Origin of the sequence: Fenollaria sporofastidiosus (assembly GCF_943169635.2) — a bacterium.
Taxonomy (GTDB): domain Bacteria; phylum Bacillota; class Clostridia; order Tissierellales; family Peptoniphilaceae; genus Fenollaria; species Fenollaria sporofastidiosus.
This window is the reverse complement of sequence record NZ_OW968186.1, coordinates 1,282,756-1,300,456: the sequence shown is the minus strand read 5'-3', so window position 1 is coordinate 1,300,456 and position 17,701 is coordinate 1,282,756. Positions and strand designations below refer to the sequence as shown.

General features: G+C 30.7%; 28 protein-coding genes and 2 pseudogenes. All 30 read left to right on the top strand.

What is annotated here, in order from left to right:
* The first annotated feature begins 82 nt into the window (after nt 1-82).
* Nucleotides 83-1,127: pseudogene (gene ispG / locus KO172_RS06335) on the top strand (flavodoxin-dependent (E)-4-hydroxy-3-methylbut-2-enyl-diphosphate synthase).
* A gap of 562 nt (nt 1,128-1,689) precedes the next feature.
* Entirely contained in the window at nt 1,690-1,983 is a 294-nt protein-coding gene (locus tag KO172_RS06330) for a hypothetical protein (protein ID WP_215492643.1), read from the top strand.
* Between the two features lie 68 nt (nt 1,984-2,051).
* Nucleotides 2,052-2,864 carry an exonuclease domain-containing protein gene (locus tag KO172_RS06325; RefSeq protein ID WP_215492642.1) on the top strand — a complete coding sequence of 271 codons (813 nt, stop codon included), beginning with the start codon at nt 2,052-2,054 and terminating at the stop codon, nt 2,862-2,864.
* Nucleotides 2,843-3,256, top strand: a complete 414-nt coding sequence (locus KO172_RS06320; RefSeq protein WP_215493462.1) for a PHP domain-containing protein — start codon at nt 2,843-2,845, stop codon at nt 3,254-3,256. Before KO172_RS06325 ends, KO172_RS06320 begins: the two co-directional genes overlap by 22 nt.
* Before the next feature lie 79 nt (nt 3,257-3,335).
* Entirely contained in the window at nt 3,336-5,348 is a 2,013-nt protein-coding gene (locus tag KO172_RS06315; protein WP_251320137.1) for a PolC-type DNA polymerase III, read from the top strand.
* A gap of 681 nt (nt 5,349-6,029) precedes the next feature.
* Complete coding sequence (locus tag KO172_RS06310; RefSeq protein WP_215492641.1) at nt 6,030-6,635, top strand: hypothetical protein; 606 nt, start codon at nt 6,030-6,032, stop codon at nt 6,633-6,635.
* A gap of 1 nt (nt 6,636) precedes the next feature.
* On the top strand, nt 6,637-7,416 hold the full coding sequence (locus KO172_RS06305; protein WP_215492640.1) for a TlyA family RNA methyltransferase: 780 nt from the start codon (nt 6,637-6,639) through the stop codon (nt 7,414-7,416).
* 81 nt (nt 7,417-7,497) lie between these two features.
* Nucleotides 7,498-7,710 carry an AAA family ATPase gene (locus tag KO172_RS08200; protein WP_215493460.1) on the top strand — a complete coding sequence of 71 codons (213 nt, stop codon included), beginning with the start codon at nt 7,498-7,500 and terminating at the stop codon, nt 7,708-7,710.
* A gap of 438 nt (nt 7,711-8,148) precedes the next feature.
* Entirely contained in the window at nt 8,149-8,319 is a 171-nt protein-coding gene (locus KO172_RS06300; RefSeq protein WP_215492639.1) for a hypothetical protein, read from the top strand.
* Between the two features lie 250 nt (nt 8,320-8,569).
* Nucleotides 8,570-8,743 (top strand): hypothetical protein, encoded by a 174-nt coding sequence (locus tag KO172_RS06295; RefSeq protein WP_215492638.1) that lies wholly within the window; start codon nt 8,570-8,572, stop codon nt 8,741-8,743.
* A gap of 131 nt (nt 8,744-8,874) precedes the next feature.
* Entirely contained in the window at nt 8,875-9,069 is a 195-nt protein-coding gene (locus KO172_RS06290; RefSeq protein WP_215492637.1) for a hypothetical protein, read from the top strand.
* Between the two features lie 11 nt (nt 9,070-9,080).
* Nucleotides 9,081-9,623 (top strand): NUDIX hydrolase, encoded by a 543-nt coding sequence (locus tag KO172_RS06285; protein ID WP_251320136.1) that lies wholly within the window; start codon nt 9,081-9,083, stop codon nt 9,621-9,623.
* The gene (locus KO172_RS06280; protein WP_215492636.1) at nt 9,610-10,182 is read left to right on the top strand and encodes a hypothetical protein; all 573 of its coding nucleotides are present in this window, start codon (nt 9,610-9,612) and stop codon (nt 10,180-10,182) included. Before KO172_RS06285 ends, KO172_RS06280 begins: the two co-directional genes overlap by 14 nt.
* 46 nt (nt 10,183-10,228) lie before the next feature.
* Nucleotides 10,229-10,387 carry a hypothetical protein gene (locus KO172_RS06275; RefSeq protein ID WP_215492635.1) on the top strand — a complete coding sequence of 53 codons (159 nt, stop codon included), beginning with the start codon at nt 10,229-10,231 and terminating at the stop codon, nt 10,385-10,387.
* 331 nt (nt 10,388-10,718) lie between these two features.
* On the top strand, nt 10,719-10,889 hold the full coding sequence (locus KO172_RS08195; RefSeq protein WP_215493456.1) for a hypothetical protein: 171 nt from the start codon (nt 10,719-10,721) through the stop codon (nt 10,887-10,889).
* 13 nt (nt 10,890-10,902) lie between these two features.
* A complete protein-coding gene (locus KO172_RS06270; protein WP_251320135.1) occupies nt 10,903-11,268 on the top strand; it encodes a site-2 protease family protein in 366 nt (121 codons plus the stop codon).
* Nucleotides 11,268-11,504 (top strand): site-2 protease family protein, encoded by a 237-nt coding sequence (locus tag KO172_RS06265; protein ID WP_251320134.1) that lies wholly within the window; start codon nt 11,268-11,270, stop codon nt 11,502-11,504. Before KO172_RS06270 ends, KO172_RS06265 begins: the two co-directional genes overlap by 1 nt.
* 154 nt (nt 11,505-11,658) lie before the next feature.
* Nucleotides 11,659-11,742, top strand: coding sequence for a hypothetical protein (locus tag KO172_RS08190; protein WP_374047648.1), 84 nt, complete (start codon nt 11,659-11,661; stop codon nt 11,740-11,742).
* A gap of 301 nt (nt 11,743-12,043) precedes the next feature.
* Nucleotides 12,044-12,205, top strand: coding sequence for a segregation/condensation protein A (locus KO172_RS08185; RefSeq protein WP_215493452.1), 162 nt, complete (start codon nt 12,044-12,046; stop codon nt 12,203-12,205).
* On the top strand, nt 12,198-12,323 hold the full coding sequence (locus tag KO172_RS06260; protein WP_309557679.1) for a hypothetical protein: 126 nt from the start codon (nt 12,198-12,200) through the stop codon (nt 12,321-12,323). Before KO172_RS08185 ends, KO172_RS06260 begins: the two co-directional genes overlap by 8 nt.
* A 140-nt stretch (nt 12,324-12,463) precedes the next feature.
* On the top strand, nt 12,464-12,553 hold the full coding sequence (locus KO172_RS08180; protein WP_215493450.1) for an SMC-Scp complex subunit ScpB: 90 nt from the start codon (nt 12,464-12,466) through the stop codon (nt 12,551-12,553).
* Nucleotides 12,537-12,659, top strand: coding sequence for an SMC-Scp complex subunit ScpB (locus KO172_RS08175; RefSeq protein ID WP_215493448.1), 123 nt, complete (start codon nt 12,537-12,539; stop codon nt 12,657-12,659). The genes KO172_RS08180 and KO172_RS08175 overlap by 17 nt, the downstream gene beginning before the upstream one ends.
* Nucleotides 12,660-12,911: 252 nt before the next feature.
* A complete protein-coding gene (locus KO172_RS08170) occupies nt 12,912-13,154 on the top strand; it encodes a pseudouridine synthase (protein WP_215493446.1) in 243 nt (80 codons plus the stop codon).
* A 22-nt stretch (nt 13,155-13,176) separates the two neighbouring features.
* Nucleotides 13,177-13,422 carry a pseudouridine synthase domain-containing protein gene (locus tag KO172_RS06255; RefSeq protein WP_215492634.1) on the top strand — a complete coding sequence of 82 codons (246 nt, stop codon included), beginning with the start codon at nt 13,177-13,179 and terminating at the stop codon, nt 13,420-13,422.
* Between the two features lie 141 nt (nt 13,423-13,563).
* Nucleotides 13,564-13,902 carry an MnmM family RNA methyltransferase gene (locus KO172_RS06250; RefSeq protein WP_215493444.1) on the top strand — a complete coding sequence of 113 codons (339 nt, stop codon included), beginning with the start codon at nt 13,564-13,566 and terminating at the stop codon, nt 13,900-13,902.
* A gap of 197 nt (nt 13,903-14,099) precedes the next feature.
* Nucleotides 14,100-14,324, top strand: coding sequence for a MurR/RpiR family transcriptional regulator (locus KO172_RS06245; protein WP_215492633.1), 225 nt, complete (start codon nt 14,100-14,102; stop codon nt 14,322-14,324).
* 48 nt (nt 14,325-14,372) lie between these two features.
* Entirely contained in the window at nt 14,373-14,675 is a 303-nt protein-coding gene (locus KO172_RS06240) for a MurR/RpiR family transcriptional regulator (RefSeq protein WP_215493442.1), read from the top strand.
* Nucleotides 14,676-15,163: 488 nt separating this feature from the next.
* Nucleotides 15,164-16,063: a BaiN/RdsA family NAD(P)/FAD-dependent oxidoreductase gene (locus KO172_RS06235; protein ID WP_251320133.1), complete on the top strand. Its 900-nt coding sequence runs from the start codon at nt 15,164-15,166 to the stop codon at nt 16,061-16,063.
* An 8-nt stretch (nt 16,064-16,071) separates the two neighbouring features.
* Nucleotides 16,072-17,073, top strand: a pseudogene (cmk, locus tag KO172_RS06230) ((d)CMP kinase).
* A complete protein-coding gene (locus KO172_RS08165) occupies nt 17,066-17,209 on the top strand; it encodes a 1-acyl-sn-glycerol-3-phosphate acyltransferase (RefSeq protein WP_215492632.1) in 144 nt (47 codons plus the stop codon). The pseudogene cmk and the gene KO172_RS08165 overlap by 8 nt, the downstream one beginning before the upstream one ends.
* Nucleotides 17,210-17,701: the final 492 nt, after the last annotated feature.

Sequence of the window (17,701 nt, the reverse complement as noted above, 5' to 3'; positions counted from 1 at the left end):
ATTATTGATACTCTTATTCTTATTTGTAACATATAATGATGTCAGAGGTTTGATAAGATGATAGAAAGAAAAAGACTAGAAAATATTTGTTGGAGATGTTGCTATAGGTGGCGATGCCCCAATAACTATACAATCAATGACCAATACAGATACTAAAGATGTTAAAGCAACAGTTGAACAAGTGCTAAAAATGGAAGACAAAGGTCTTGACATAATTAGAATGGCTGTTAATGATGAAGATGATGCTAAAGCAATAAAACTAATAAAAGAAAAGATACACGTACCAGTAATTGCTGATATACAATTTGATTATAAGCTTGCTTTGATGGCTGCTAGAGAGGGTTATGACTGTATAAGAATTAATCCTGGTAATCTTAACTCAATTTCAGAACTTAGAGAAATTGTTGGCATATGTAAAGATAAAAACCTACCTATAAGGGTTGGAGCAAATTCAGGTTCTATATCTAAAGAGATGCTTGAAAAGTATGCTGGAGTTAATGAGAAATCACTTGTTTATGGAGCTCTTGAACAAGTAGAAATGTTAAATAAACTAGATTTTACAATATAAAGGTATCCATAAAATCATCTGATGTAAATACCTGTATAGATGCTAACAGGTTATTCTCATCATTGTGTGATTATCCGCTGCACTTAGGCTTAACAGAGGCAGGCTCGCCATCTGTGGGTATAGTAAAGTCATCTATAGCTATAGGAACACTTTTAAAAGATGGTATAGGAGATACCATAAGAGTATCACTTACATCTGATCCTGTTGAAGAAGTTATAGCGGCTAAGAAGATACTCAGTGCCTTAGGAATACGTAAGAATTCTGTAAACCTTGTTTCTTGTCCTACATGTGCAAGAACAAAGATAGATATTATTCCTATAGTTGAAGAGCTAGAGCCATTATTAGCAAATATAAACAAAAACATAAGCGTTGCAGTCATGGGCTGTCCTGTTAATGGCCCTGGCGAAGCAAAAGCATGCAGATATTGGTGTAAGTATGGGCAGTGACTTTGCTTATCTGTTTAAAAAAGGCAAAGTCATTAAAACTAGACAGAAGCGAAGTAGTCAAAGAATTGTTAAAAGAAATTGAAAGAACGGGAAGTAACGATGAGATTATTTAAGCCAGAAGAATTAAATATTAACTTAGATTTTATAAAAATGAAGATAAAGTCTTTTTGAGAGTCCTGTCTTGAAAGATGAGACTCTTAAAATAACTTATTATCATAACATTAATGATCTAAATTTAATTAAAGAAGTAGATGAATTAATTAAGTCTACTTTTTAAAGTTCTCTTTAGAAAATATTAATATAAATAGTATAAAATATTTAAAATGTACTGATTATTTTGAAACAATAAAAGTAGAATTTTCTGATATAGATGAAGGATCAATCTCATATGAAGAGAACGATGAATCATATATTTTACATTGGACGATAAACTACTTCTTGATAGTTTTAATGCTAATCCATGTTTAGAGCTTATGAGGTCTCTATGCTCTATTTTGAAAATAAAGTAATAAAACGCTTAGTAGAGAAATAACTGTCAATAAAAAGAGTTTATAGATAATTTAAAGAACAACGCAGATAGAATTAGTGAAAATTTTAAAATAGTAAAAGAAGAAAAGAAAAAGTGAAGCTAGCAGTGATACATCAGGTAAAAATCCTTTTCAAAATAGCAAACAAATGGACAAGAACAAATGTACTAAGATAAAGGACATAAACTCAGATATGGACTTTATAACTATTCAAGGCGAAGTTTTTGAATATGAGTTTGTAGATAGAGATGACTATGCGTTATTAAAATTTGCTGTTGACGACGGCGAAGAGGCTATAAGAGTTAGTAAATTTATAAGAAAGAATAAAGACGGCGAATATGATTATGATTATGATATAGAAGATGGTGTAAAGCTTTACCTTTGTGGTAATGTTAATTTGTTTCAAAATATAATGAGTATAAAATATACTCTTATGAAATAATTAATGAAGATAAAACTATAGATGATGAAGAAGACATTAAAAGGGTAGAGATAGGTTTGCATACAAAGATGTCGAGTCAAGAAGGTTTTATTTCTGCAAAAGAATATTTCAATGAAGCTAAGAGAAGAGGATATGAATCCATCGGTTTTATGGATAAAAACGTCGTTCAAAGCTATCCTGAGATTATGGATGCCGCCATTGAAACTGGAATTAAACCTATATATGGAGTTGAGGCTAATCTATTTGATGACACAAGATCACTAGTTAATAATTATAAGGGAGACAATAAGAATACATTTGTCGTTTTCGACGTGGAAACAACAGGTTTTTCACCTATTGACGACAGAATCATAGAGATGGGTGCTGTAAAGATACAAGATGGTAAGGTCATTGATAATTTCTCTGAATTTACAGATCCCGGTTTTCATATTCCATATAGGATTACGGAATTAACAACGATTGATGATGCAACAGTTGCTGGATGTCCATCCTTTGATAATATTTTGGATAAATTTATGGATTTTTGTAAGGATTCTGTTTTAGTTGCACACAATGCAGAATTCGATATATCATTTATCAAAAGTTCTATGCACAGGATGGGAATTCATTTTGATTACGAATATATAGATACACTAGAACTATCAAGATACTTATTGCCTGATTTAAAGAAGCACAAGCTAGATGTACTTACATCTATGTTCAACATAAATCTTGAAAATCATCACAGAGCTATAGATGATGCTACAGCTACAGGTTTTGTCTTTCTAAAGCTATTAGATTTATTAAAAGAACAAAACTGCATTGACCTTGATGCTTTGTCAAAGATTAAGTCTAAAAACTACTATAATGTTCATAAAGTATCTATGTTTGCAAAAATTTAACTGGCCTTAAGAATCTTTATAGGCTTATATCTCTTTCACACATTGATAATTACTATAGACAACCTATAGTTTATAAAAGTCAGTTGGAGGACAATAAAGAAGGTTTATTAGTTGGAAGTGGCTCTTACAGTGGTGCGATATACAATGCACTACTTAGATGTGAAGAGGACGAAAAACTTAAAGAAATGATGAAGTTCTACGATTTTATAGAGCTTCAGCCAATGGATCAATATCTATATTTAGTGGAAGATGAAAGCGTTCACGAGATAGATGCAATAAAAAACATTAATAGAAGATTATACGATACTGCAAAAGAATTAAACATCCCTGTATTAGCTAATGGAGATGTGTATTATATTGATCAAAAGGACAATGTTTATAGATCATTTTAGTATTCAATAGAAAAACTTCGTTGGTAATAGAAAAGAATGCAACAATACTGATCATTATTTTAAAACTACAAAAGAGCTATTGAATAATTTTCCATATTTAAGCAAAGAAGAAGCGAAAGAAATTGTAGTGGATAATACTGTAAAATTTGCTGAAGAGTTTGAAAACATTAGGCCTATACCTAAGGATACATTCCCACCATTTATTGAAAACTCAGATAAGGACTTGAGGGACTGTTGCTACAACAAAGCTACAAGCATATATGGAGATCCGCTTCCTGATATAGTTAAGAAAAGACTAGATAAAGAACTTGATTCAATTATTGGTAACGGTTACGCAGTTTTATATATAATAGCAAGAAAACTTATCTTGCAATCAAACGCAGATGGTTATGTTGTTGGATCTAGAGGTTCTGTTGGCTCATCATTTGCTGCGACTATGAGTGATATAACTGAAGTAAATCCACTTATACCTCATTACGTATGTCCAAATTGTAAGCACAGCGAGTTTATAGATGATCCAAAGTATGACTCAGGCTTTGACCTACCACGTAAAAATTGTCCTATTTGCTCACATGAAATGAACAGAGATGGACAAAAAATACCATTTGAGGTATTCCTTGGCTTCCATGGCGATAAAGAACCTGATATAGATTTAAACTTTGCTGGAGATTATCAACTAACAGCACACAAAAATACAGAAAAAATATTTGGCGAAAACTTTGTATTCAGAGCAGGAACTATTGGTACGCTTGCTGACAAAACTGCTGCAGCATGTATATTAGATTATCTAGAAAAAAAGAATAAAAGCATCTCATATTTACACGCAATGTTCTTAAGTAAGAGAATAAAAGGCTCAAAGAGAACAACAGGTCAACATGCTGGTGGGGTAATGGTTGTTCCTAAGAACAAGAGTATACTAGATTTTACTCCAATTCAAAAACCTGCAGATGATATGCAAACAGATATAATTACAACGCATTTCGACTATCATTCAATAAGCGGTAAAATATTAAAACTAGACTTACTTGGTCATGATGTTCCAAACATCATTAAAAACTTAGAAGACTTAACAAACACTAAGATTGAAGAAATACCATTTGATGATGAAAAAGTATTATCATTATTCTCATCAACAGAAGCTCTTGGAGTCGATAAAGATGATCTAAAATACGGTGTAGGCACTATTGCTATACCTGAATTCGGAACAAACTTTGTTAGAGGCATGCTTAAAGATACTAAGCCTAAAACATTTTCTGACCTTGTAAGAATAAGTGGTCTTTCGCATGGAACAAACGTATGGAACAGCAACGCTGAAAAGCTAGTTAATGAAATGAATGTACCAATGTCAGAAGTTATATCAACAAGAGATGACATTATGAACCAACTTATTGATGCAGGCATGGATAAGTCAACAGCATTTAAGATTATGGAATTCGTTAGAAAAGGCAAACCATTAATACAAAAGAAAGTTGTCGATAATGAAACAATTATAGTAAACTATGAAGACGAGATTAAGAAGTATCCATTACCTGAGTGGTACCTTGATAGTTGCCATAAGATATCATATCTATTCCCTAAGGCTCACGCAGCTGCTTATGTCATGATGAGCTATAGACTTGCATGGTATAAAGTTTACTATCCAGCTGCCTTCTATGCAACATATTTTACACAAAAAATTAACGATTTTGATTATGATGCTTTGGTATATAAGATTGAAAACTTGGACAATCTAATAAAAGAAATATCTCAAAGTCCCCAAATAAAGAAAAAAGATGGTGACCTATTGTCGTTAGCGGAAGTAGTTAAAGAGATGCAACTTAGAAATATAACTATGTCATCTATAGATTTAGATAAGTCGCTAGCTACAAAGTTTACTGTTATTAATGGAGAGGTTATACCGCCATTTACAGTCATAGCTGGGCTTGGTAAAGATCCTGCAAATAATATTATTAGAGAAAGAGAGATAGGAGAATTTAATTCTATTGAAGACTTTCAAAAGAGGACTCAAGTTAACAATACTGTAATAACATATTTGAAGTCTATAAATTTCTTCAAAGATATGCACGACACCAATCAGATAAGCTTATTTTAATTGACAAAACATAGCATCTATAGTATAATCAACTTAGTGGTGTAGTATTCTAGTCAGTATTCTATATCATGAAGGCGGGGCTAAAAATCCGCCAAAGAGCGTATCGATGAAGTTCTTGATTTGTGCTTGTGACGCCCAGTCATGGGCATTCTTTGAGAGTAAGACAGATGGGGCAATCTACAACGGCATGTAGGCGTTGACCCTGCTGTCGCGGAGGCATAAGATTTATCTTGTGTAAACCTATTTTTTATAAATAGCGTAGCTTGCCTTGAGTGATCTAGTGCGGATGATAAGGTCTTTTTATTGAACTTGTGGCCAGAGGACAATAAGAAAAGTTATCGAAACCTAAGTTGCAAAAGAGGCTAAGGATATAAAATACTGTTTGGGAAAACTTCTAGACTAAATCGTAAGATGACTAAAAAGGGATTACAGTGCGGACTAAGTGGCAATCCAGTATTATATTTGGCAACAGTATAATTACTAAATTAATGGGAAACCGCTATGATTGGTGACATATAGCCTTAGTAAGGGAAAACCAACTGGACCTAAGCCGTAAGATTTACTTTTTTAGTTGCCACTATAGCTGATAGGTAACTATCAGCTTTTATTGTAAGTACTTGTTTTTAATATCATAAAATAAGGTAATATATAGTAGGCGCATATTATATTAGGAGTAAATTAATGCTTAAGAATAAATATAAAGAGAAAAGTATAAATAAGGTTGAAAAAAATAAGAAACGTCAAGCTGTAAAGACTGATTATAAGTGGACATTGCTTATTACAATCTTTACATTTATGATGTCCGTTGCTTTAAGTTATTTATTAGACCATTTGCTTAAAGACGTTAATATCTTTGTTGGCGTTATATTACTGCTTTCCGTTATACTAATTGGTATATTGTTCGATATTGTAGGAGTAAGTGTAACTAGTGCAGAGCAAAAATTATTTCACTCTATGGCAGCTAACCGTATTCAGGAAGGCAAGGTAGCAATAGATTTAATAAAAAATGCAGATAAAGTTTCTAGTTTTTGTAATGATGTTGTTGGTGATATGGCCGGAATTATATCTGGAGCACTGGGTGCAAGCTTGCTTAGTAAAATATATGACAAATTTAATGATATAAACATTGCTTTAATTGGAACGCTAATAACAGCGAGTGTTGCAGGATTCACAGTAGGCGGCAAATCATTAGGCAAAGGTCTCGCAATAAATAAATATAGAGAAATTATTTTCTTTATTTCTAAGATAATCCTAAAATTTAAGAACATATTTAAGAAGAAAAACTAGTATGAGATTAGATATTTATATAAGCAAACTAAATAATATTGATAGCAGAACTAAGGCTAAAAAGTTAATTAATGGTGGTTTTGTTCAAGTGAATGACAAAATTATTGATTCTCCAAGCTATGACGTCGATGAAAAAGATATTGTTAAAATAAACTCTGATAATGACATCCAAAAGTATGTTTCTAGAGGTGCACTTAAACTGATTAAAGCTATAGATGTATTTAAACTAGAAATTAAGGATAAGGTGTGTATAGATATAGGCGCATCAACTGGAGGCTTTACAGATGTTTTAATAAAATGTGGAGCACAATTGGTTTACGCAATAGATGTCGGTAAAGATCAACTTCATCCATCAATAAGGGGAAATAGCAAGGTTATATCTTATGAATCTTTTGATGCCAGGAATATAGGCAAAGATACATTTGAGCATAAATTTGATATAATTACATCAGATCTTAGCTTTATTTCAATTACATTATTAGTAGATGCATTTAATTCTATTTTACGTGAAGATTCTAGTCTTGTAGTTTTAATAAAGCCACAATTCGAGTCTGGCAAGAAAAAGGAAAACGGCATATTTAATGACGTAGATTTACATATAAATGCAATAAATAAAATTGTTCTATGTTTTAAAAATAAAGGCATGTACCTAAATGATATATGCAAATCGCCAATAGAAGGCGGTGGTGGTAATGTAGAATACCTCGCTTTATTTAGAAGATGCAAAGTAAATGATAAGATAGATATAATTAGTTTAGTAAGGGAGTCCTTGAGTAGGTGAGTATATGCTTAATAAATTATATATTAAAGATTTTGCTATAATTGATTCATTGGAATTAGATTTTGATGATGGTTTTCTGCAATATCAGGTGAAACAGGTAGCGGTAAATCTATAATAGTTGATGCTTTATCTGTAGTTCTTGGTGCAAAAGCTAGTAAGAACCAAATAAGAGATGGCAAAGATTCATCAACAATTGAAGCTCATATTAATATTGATAAGGATAAACTAAGTAGAATTAACACTATATTAAATTCAAATTTAAAGAATCCACTTATATTAAAGAGAGTAATATAGAGACAAAGCTAGTATGAACTATCTTAACAATCTTAGTTTAACTCTTAAAGAATTAAATGATATTAGCAATATAAGCATTAATATTTTAGGACAAAAGGAACAGTTCACATTGTTAGACAAGAACGAACATATCCATATACTAGATTATTTTGGTAATAATGATTATAAAATTTACTATCCGAAATTATTGATTTATATAATAAAATTGATAAAACTAATAAACGATTAAAGAATCTTCCAAGTAATCAAAAGAAATTGATAATCAAATAGATTTTATCGAATTTCAAAAGAACGAAATCGATGAAGCTGAAATTTTAGACAACGAGGATATTGAGCTAGAAGCAGAAATCAAAAGACTGAATTCAAGTGAAGACATCAAAAACTTCATACATGATAAATCAAATACTTAGGGATAGTGACAATTATAGTATTGATTCAATGCTATCTGACGCAAACAATTTTGTTGATGATTTAAAAGAGTATTCAAAAGATGCTAATCTATGGTATGAAAAGTTATTAGATTACCAAGAATTAATAAAAGATATAAACCAAGAAATAAAGTATTTTCGGAAAGTATTGATTATGATCAAGAAAGACTTTATGAATTAAATAAAAGGCTTGATGAGATAAATAAAATAAAATATAAATATGGCAATACTATTGCAGAAATAAATGCATATAGAGAACCTAGATAAAAACTTAAAGAGATAAAGAATATAGAAAAGAAAGAGAAGCTTTAGAAAAGAGCTTAATAGAAGATAAAAATTATATGATGCTAAAGCAGATGAGCTAAGCATTAAGAGAAAGATCTTTGCGACAAAGATTTCAAAATGCTCGAAAACGAATTAAAACATTGAATATGAATAATATTCAAGTTGAAATTTCTGTAGATAAGAAACAAAATATGAAAGACAATGGCTACGATGAAGTTGAGATATTGATGAGTGCTAATAAAGGTCAATCTGTAAAACCTATTAGTGAAATAATATCTGGTGGTGAAATGTCAAGACTTATGCTTGCTATAAAAATTTAGGAGCCGGCTTTGATAATATAGATACAATTATATTTGATGAGATAGACGCAGGACTAAGTGGTTATACAGCAACTTGTCTTGCAAACAAATTGAGAGCTGTCTAAAAATATCAGATAATATCAATATCACACTTGCCGCAAATATTAGCAAAGGCAAAAGAACATTATCTAGTTGAAAAAGACAATAACAATGTAGCTACAATTAGTCATATCAAAAAGCTTGACTACGAGGGAAGAGTTCTTGAACTGTCAAGACTTTTAAGTTCAGGTAAAATAAGTGATATAGCAATAGAAAATGCAAAAGAATTATTAAAAAGTGAGGATTAGAATGGAACATATTGAACCGGAAAAACATTAAAAAGCGAAAAATTTATCAAGGCAAAATATTAAGCCTACGCGTTGATACAATTGAAATGCCAAATAAAAAATATTCTAAAAGAGAAATTATAGAACACAAAGCAGCAGTTGTAATAATTGCGATTAAAGGAACTAAATTATTAATGGTAAGACAGTATAGAAAAGCTGTTGATAAAACTCTTCTAGAAGTGCCTGCAGGCTTAGTGGAGGTACAAGAAACACCTATACAAGCTGCAACAAGAGAATTAGAAGAAGAAACAGGATATCTATGCAAAAACCCTAAGTATATTATGGAATTTTATACATCTCCAGGATATTCTGATGAAAAGATTGATCTTTTCCTTGCGGAAGACTTAATAAAAACTGAACAACATCTTGATGATGGTGAGTTTTTAGAGTTAGAAGAGGTTGAGATTGAAGATTTGAAAAAGAAAGTCCTATATGGAGAAGTGCAAAATGCAAGCTCTATAATTGCAATTAATTATGCATATGATTATTTAAAAATTAAAAATGAACGTAATTAATATTATAGAAAAGAAAAGAGATAAAAAAGTATTAAATAAAGACGACATTAACTACTTCATAAAGGGTATATTGGACGAATCAATTGCTGATTATCAAGCATCAAGTTTACTTATGGCCATCTTTTTAAATGGATTAAACGATGAAGAGGCATATTATTTAACTAAGGCTATAATTGAAAATGGTGACTATATAGACTTTAAAGGTATTGACTCATATATTTTAGATAAACACTCGACTGGAGGAGTTGGGGATAAACTTAGTTTAATTCTAGGACCTATACTCGCATCTATGGGCTACAAATTTTTAAAAATGAGTGGCAGAAGCCTAGGTTTTACTGGTGGCACTCTAGATAAACTAGAATCAATACCAGGATTTGAAGTTAATCATAGTGATGAATGGATTGAAAAGACAGCTAAGGATTTAGGATTTTTTATAGTAAGTCAATCTGAAAGCATTGCTAAAGCTGATAAAATATTATATGCTCTTAGAGATGTATGTGCAAGTGTTGACTCGATTCCATTGATAGCATCTTCAATTTTAAGTAAAAATTTAGTTTAGAAGTGACTCTTTAGTTATAGATGTTAAATGTGGCAGCGGAGCATTTATGGAAGATATCGATAGAGCTAGAGAGTTGTCTAGAGCTATGCTTGCAATTTCAAAAGCTTTTCAAAGAAATACAACATGCATTATTACATCTATGAACAAACCTTTGGGAAAGAGAGTCGGAAACAACTTAGAAATAATTGAAGTATGCGACTTTTAAAGGGAAATTATAAATTGTATGATGACTTATATGAAGAAATAAAGCATGTAGTTTTGAACTCTTGACAAATTTAGATGAACTTGAGTATACAGAAGTAGAACGTAAAATAATGGATGTTTTAGACAATGGCTCAGCTTTTGAAATGTTTTAAAATTTGTACACAATCAAGGTGGAGATACATCTTACATTAAAATACAAATAAATTTGCTAAAGCTAGATATAAAACTGAAATATTAGCTAACGATGATGGCTTCATTGACCACTATATGCTTAAAAATATCGCTATGATGTTAAATGAATTAGGTGCTGGCAGACTTAAAAAGATGATAAAATTGATTACACTGTAGGCCTAATAAACGAAAGAAATATTGGTGACAAAATAACTAAGGGTGACTTGTTATTCACAATATCTTCTAACAAATCTTTAACAAAAGAACAAATCAAAAGGCTTCAAAAGTCAATTGTCTTTACAAATAAATCTGTAAAAGAAAACATATTTTAGAGGTGCTTAAATAATGCTTAGCAATTTAAAATTTCAAGAATTTATTATTAGGTCCATAGCTGTTCTAGTTGCCATAATACCTCATGAAATGGCTCATGGTTTTGCAGCGTATTTATGTGGAGATGAAACCGCTAAAAACGATGGAAGGTTATCATTAAATCCACTACACCACCTAGACCCTATAGGCACTATATGCTTAATTTTATTTAAGTTTGGCTGGGCAAAACCAGTTATGATAAATCCAAACAACTTTAGAAATAGAAAAGTAGGAACATTCTTTGTATCAATAGCAGGGGTGACTGTAAATTTTATTTTAGCTATTATATCAGTTGTTTTAATAAAGCATATCAATGTTAATAAATTTTCTATGAATTATTAATGAACATATTTTGGTTCAATATAGTACTTGGAGTCTTTAACTTGATACCAATACCACCTTTAGATGGATCTAAATTATTATTTTCTTTCTTACCTCTTAAGTATGAGTATTATTTAATTAGGTATGAAAGATATGGATACATATTAATACTTTTGTTAATTATGAGCGGAGCTCTAGATAAAATATTGATACCTATGGTGTCCTTTATGATTGATCTTATAGGAAGAATTGTATAATGTATAATGTCGAGATAAGTAACTATAAGGGTCCTTTTGACGTTCTCTTAGAGTTAATAGATAAAGAGAAGATGGATATCTTTGATATACCAATAAACGAAATTACTGAAAATTTCTTGATTATATCAATACTTCTGATGAAATTGATGTAGAGATGAGCAGTGACTTTCTTTTAATGGCATCAAGACTTCTTGAAATAAAGTCAAAATGCTCATACCAGTTGAGAAAGACAACGTAGAAGAAGATCCAAGGCTTGAACTAAGTAAAATATTTTAGAATATAAGATATTTAAAGATGTATCATTATATCTTAATTCAATGTATGAAGAGTCTAACAATTTTGTTTTAAACCTATGGATGAACTTGAAAATGATGTAGAGACTTTGATTTAAATTTTGAATTGGAAAACTTATCAAAAGTTTTAGTTTCTTTGCTAACGAATAAGAGAACTGTTTTGAAGCAAGAACCAAGCAGCATAAAAGGAAAAATATAGTGTTAAAAGGTAACACATGATATTGTTAAAAATTTAAAAGAACAAAAATAAAATTAAGTGAGTTTATACCTGATATTGTTGACGTAGCATACGTTATTACATTGTTTATAAGTGTTTTAGAATTAATACAAAGCAAAATTATTAGCTACGAACAAGAATCTACATTCTCAGATATAAATTTTACGTACATGGGTGATGAGCGTGAGTGATTTAAAACAGATAATTAAGTCTTTATTATTTGCATGGGGCGATCCTCTTGATTTAAAGGCAATAAGTGAAGTTTGTGACATCGATTTAGATTTAGCACAAGAGGAATTAGAAAATTAAGATGTGAATTAGATGAAACAAATGACGGTCTTAAAATAATAAGGATGAACAGTAGCTACCAATTAATAACTAGAGACATTTATTATGATTATGTAAAAATTACTAAATGAAAACCAAAGAACAATCTAAGCAATGCTTCTATAGAAACGCTGTCAATAATTGCTTATAAACAACCTGTTACAAAGATGGAAGTAGAAAAATTAGATCAGTTAAATCAGATGGACCTATAAATACCTTAATCGAAAAGGTTTAATTGAAGAGGTAGGAAGACTCGATACACCTGGTAAACCAATACTCTACGGGACAACAGAAGTTTTCTTAGAAGTTTTGGATTAGAAGATTTGTCACAATTACCAGATTTAAATATGGATGTTAATATAGAAAGGCAAAATAATGGAGAAAGTGAGATTAAATAAGTTTATAGCTGAAAATGCAGAGGTTTCTCGTAGAAGAGCAGATGAACTTATAGAAAAAGAGAGTTACAGTTAACAATAAAGTTGTTGAAAAGATGCCATGCTTTGTTGATCCACAGGCTGATATTGTTAAGCTAAATGGCGAACAAATAAGTATCGATAAAGATAAAAATATATTGCCTTAAATAAACCTTTAGGCTATGTTACAACATTAAAAGATAAATATGCAAAGAAAATCATTTCGGACTTGTATGATTATAAGATAAAAAGAATTTATCCGGTTGGGCGACTTGATGCAAACACTACTGGTTTGTTGCTTTTGACTAATGATGGCCAGTGGTCTAATAGTATAATGCATCCAAAAATGAAATATAAAAAGAATATATCGCTAAACTTGATAAAGCACCCAACAAAATGATCTTAATAAACTTAGGAGCGGCGTGTATCTAGATGGTATAAAGACAGCCCCAAGTTTGGTTAAGGTTCTAAACGTTTATGATGACAGTGCTTTAGTATCTATTTCAATATGCGAAGGCAGAAATCATCAAGTTAGAAATATGTTCAAAGTACTAGGATATAAAGTCATAATGCTTAAGAGAGTCAAGATAGGCGATATAGAGCTTGGCACTTTAAAGGTTGGAGAGTTTAGAAGATTATCAAGAGAAGAAGTTGAATCATTTAGATGAAGTACAAATATTTAGATAACACAAATCATTTTATTGACTATCTATTAAGCTCATTTTAAAAACAAAAATATTAGTAGATATGACTTGCGGTAATGGGCATGATAGTTTAAGAATTTTAAAAATGCTGTAAATTACAACAAAATATATTTATATGATATTCAAAAGAAAGCAATTGGAAACACTAAAGGCTCTCTTGGATTCATATGCATACAAAACTGTATATACTTAAATAAAAGTCATGATGATTTATCAGATATAAATGAAAAGTTGACTTTGCTATATAATTTGGGCTATTTACCCAGAGCGAATAAAAGTATTGTCACTAAATCGGTAAGCACTATTAAATCTTTAGAATGCCTTATAAATAAACTTAACTATGCAGCAATTGTAATGATAACTACATATCCTGGTCACGAAGAAGGAAGCTTGGAAGATGATTCGATTAACGAGTTTCTAAAAATTAGATCAGACAGAGTATAATGTTCTTAAATTAGAATTCATAAATCAGAAAATAAACCTTGTAAAACTTATATTTTAGAGAAGAGGAGTGAAAATGATGGAGAAAATTTAATCTATAGGATAGAACAAAACAAGATGAACTTTAGCAAGGGCCAGAGGTTGATTGCTGAATATATTCTTAATAATTTTCACAAATCAACATTTCAAACAGCTCAAAATTGGCGTTAGAGCTTGGTCTTAGTGAGTCAACAGTAGTTAGGTTTGCTACACTTCTAGGCTATGATGGTTACAAGGAATTAAAAGATGATATTCATGAGCTTGCTAAAATCAGTCTATCAAATATTGACAGAATTAAGTTAAGACAAATAACAACTATGGACGAGTTAGTAGAGTCATGTTTAACAACAGATATGCATGATGTAAAGAGACTAAAAACGATCTAGATAAAGAAAATTATTTGAGGGGATAGATATCTTAAATAAAAGCAGAAAATTTTTGTTCTAGGTCTTAGAACATCATCTTTTCTTGCTAACTACTTTTGCTTTTATCTAAAACTAATGGGTAAAGACGCCATAATTATCAACTCAGATGATGACATAGTTTATGAAAATATGTTACACATGAATGAAGAGGACACATTCTTCTGTATAAGTTATCCAAGATATTCAAAGAAATCTGTAAGTATACTAAAATATGCTAAATCAAAGGGTAGTAAAGTAATCTCGCTTACAGATAATACAAATACGACTATTGCAAAGAATAGCGACCTAGTATTAATTGCCAAAATGACATAATACTATTTATAGATTCATTCGTAGCACCATTATCTCTGATAAATATCATTATAGCTGGTTTAAGTTTTAAGAATCTTGATTCAACTCAAAACTATCTAACTGAAATGGAAAGGATTTATAAGTCTTATGATATATGATTTTGATCCTTATGAAGATAAATGAATAAAGTATATGATGTAGCAATAGTTGGTGCTGGTGCTGCAGGACTTTTGCTGCTATTAACTGTGCAAAGCGAGGTAAATCTGTAATACTGTATGATAAAAATAAATTCCCAGGTAGAAAACTCAGGATAACTGGAAAGGGTAGATGCAATATTTGTAATTTTCAGATAATGAAAATATACTTAAAAATATTGTTCATAACAGTAAATTTATGTATAGTTCATTAAATAACTTCACTGCTACAGATCTTGTCAAATTCTTTAATGATAATGACGTAAAACTAAAGTTGAAAGAGGTAACCGTGTATTTCCAGTATCTGACGATGCCATGGAAATCATTGAGTTATTCAAAAAGCTTATAAAAGATTTGAAAATCACCTTCAAAAGTGAGACTACTGTTAAAGACCTTATTAAAGAAGATGATTTTTTTAAGATTACAAGTAACTCTGCAATAAATTATTCGAGAAACTTAGTAATTGCATGCGGCGGCATGAGTTACAAGGTGACTGGATCTAATGGTGATGGATATAGACTAGTCCAACAGTTTGGTCATAGTATAAAGCCGATTAAGGCATCGCTTGTTGCTATGAATACTAATTTAAACAGAGATGAAAAATTGGAACTTATGGGACTTTCACTAAGAAATGTTCAAGTAAGTGTAGTAAATAAAAAGAATAAATTCATATTCAAAGAGTTTGGAGAGATGCTATTTACGCACTTTGGTATATCTGGTCCAATAATCCTAAGTGCTTCTTCATATATGGATAATGACGAAGAATATAAGATTTTCTTAGATTTAAAACCTGCTTTAAACTATGAGCAAATTAATAATAAACTCTTGCACATATTTGCTGAGGAACATCTTAAATCTATTGGTAAGGTGCTTGAAAATTTACTTCCAAAGAAGCTAATAAATATATTTTTAAAATCAATAGATTTAGATTACTATAAAAAAGCTTGTGATATAACTAAAATTGAAAGAGAGGCCATTGTTAATAATCTAAAACATTTTGACCTTAAATACGCGTCTTTAAGGAGCATTGATGAAGCGATAATTACTGCTGGCGGAGTCAATGTAAAAGAGATTGACCCTAAGACTATGGAATCAAAACTAGTAAAGAATCTCTACATCGTGGGTGAAGTCTTAGATGTTGACGCTTTGACGGGCGGATATAATCTTCAGATTGCATTTTCAACAGCGCATCAGGCAGCTATGAATATAGAGTAGGTGATTGTATGGTAGTAATTAGAGGAGCGGTTGGAGCTCAAAATACAGCAAGTTCAATAATTAATCAAAGTATAATTTTATTAAAAGAAATTATAAGGGAAAATAATTTAGACTTAAATAAAATTAGATGCATACTATTTACAGCAACGCAAGATATAGACAGGGCATACCCAGCTCTAGCTGCAAGATACATTGGCCTAAATAGTGCAGCACTAATATGTTTAAATGAGATGTATGTAGAAGACCAAATGCAAGGTGTTATAAGGACCTCTGTATTTTATGATGATGATATAAATAAAACTGATATATATTTAGGCAAAACAAAAGCCTTAAGAAAGGATAAATATATGGAAAAGAATTTAAAGATAGCAATAGATGGACCTACTAGTGCCGGCAAGAGTACTATAGCAAAGTTGTTGGCTAAGAAACTTAATATAAACTATGTGGATACTGGCTCAATGTACAGAGCCTTAACATTAAAGGTCTTAAATAATAATCTAGACCCAAAATCAGAAAAAGATGTTGTTGCTCTTGCAGAAGAAACTAAGATAGATTATTTTGAAAACCATATATTTCTTGATGGACTTTGTGTTGATGATAAAATAAGAAATGAACTAATAGACAAAAACGTTTCTTATGTTTGCCAGTATAGAGATGTAAGAAAACGACTTGTAGATCTACAAAGAGAAATTGCTTCAAAATCATCTGTAATCATGGACGGTCGCGATATAGGTACAGTTGTGCTTAAGAATACTAATTATAAATTTTCTTGACAGCTTCTGCTGACGTGAGAGCTAAAAGAAGATATAAAGAGTATATAGAAAAGGACTAGAAGTAAATTTTGATGAAATAAAAATGATCTTATCCGCAGGGATGACTATGACTCGCATAGAGAAATTGATCCGCTTGCAAAGGCAATTGATGCAATAGAAATTAATACAGATGATAAGAATATTGACGAGACTGTTGAGCTTATGCTTTCATATAAAATGGTGATAAATAATGTATAGAATAATTAGATTCATCGGGATTATAATATGTAAAATCTTATTTAGATTTGAAATTATAGGTAAAGAAAATTTGAAACAAGAAAGCAATTTTATATTAGCAGGTAACCATAGATCAAACTGGGATCCAGTATTTTAGCCATGAACCTAGGGCATAATGTTGCTTTTTGCCAAAAAGAATTATACGATAACCCGTTCATAAAATTTGTGCTTGTAAATTCTAATGCAATAAAAGTTGATAGAGAAAAGCTGATATTAGAGCAATTAAAGATGTTATGAGAACTCTAAAAGTGGTAATAATTTGATATTTTTCCAGAAGGTACGAGAAATGTAGATGGAACTGCTAAAAGCAAAGGAAGGAATACACTTAATTGCTAAAAGAACTGGAACTGATATAGTACCATGCCATATTGAAACAAACTACAAACTTTTACTAAGGTAAAATAACTTTTGTGAAATCATAAATGTTGATGAGTTTGAAAACTAGAAGGAGACTTCTCAGAAAACTTAATGAAAAGGATATTATCTTTATAATGAAAATATATTTAGCAAAGTATTATGGCTTTTGTTCAGGAGTCAGATTAGCTGTTAAGAAGGCAAATAATTTTTACAACTAAATAAAGACGCCGAG

Coding starts and splice junctions, on each gene's coding strand:
- KO172_RS06330 (WP_215492643.1), top strand. CDS start 1,690: ATGGACAAGAACAAATGTACTAAGATAAAGGACATAAACTCAGATATG.
- KO172_RS06325 (WP_215492642.1), top strand. CDS start 2,052: ATGTCGAGTCAAGAAGGTTTTATTTCTGCAAAAGAATATTTCAATGAA.
- KO172_RS06310 (WP_215492641.1), top strand. CDS start 6,030: ATGCTTAAGAATAAATATAAAGAGAAAAGTATAAATAAGGTTGAAAAA.
- KO172_RS06305 (WP_215492640.1), top strand. CDS start 6,637: ATGAGATTAGATATTTATATAAGCAAACTAAATAATATTGATAGCAGA.
- KO172_RS06300 (WP_215492639.1), top strand. CDS start 8,149: ATGCTATCTGACGCAAACAATTTTGTTGATGATTTAAAAGAGTATTCA.
- KO172_RS06295 (WP_215492638.1), top strand. CDS start 8,570: ATGAATAATATTCAAGTTGAAATTTCTGTAGATAAGAAACAAAATATG.
- KO172_RS06280 (WP_215492636.1), top strand. CDS start 9,610: ATGAACGTAATTAATATTATAGAAAAGAAAAGAGATAAAAAAGTATTA.
- KO172_RS06275 (WP_215492635.1), top strand. CDS start 10,229: ATGGAAGATATCGATAGAGCTAGAGAGTTGTCTAGAGCTATGCTTGCA.
- KO172_RS06270 (WP_251320135.1), top strand. CDS start 10,903: ATGCTTAGCAATTTAAAATTTCAAGAATTTATTATTAGGTCCATAGCT.
- KO172_RS06265 (WP_251320134.1), top strand. CDS start 11,268: ATGAACATATTTTGGTTCAATATAGTACTTGGAGTCTTTAACTTGATA.
- KO172_RS08190 (WP_374047648.1), top strand. CDS start 11,659: ATGAGCAGTGACTTTCTTTTAATGGCATCAAGACTTCTTGAAATAAAG.
- KO172_RS06235 (WP_251320133.1), top strand. CDS start 15,164: ATGGAAATCATTGAGTTATTCAAAAAGCTTATAAAAGATTTGAAAATC.
- KO172_RS08165 (WP_215492632.1), top strand. CDS start 17,066: ATGTATAGAATAATTAGATTCATCGGGATTATAATATGTAAAATCTTA.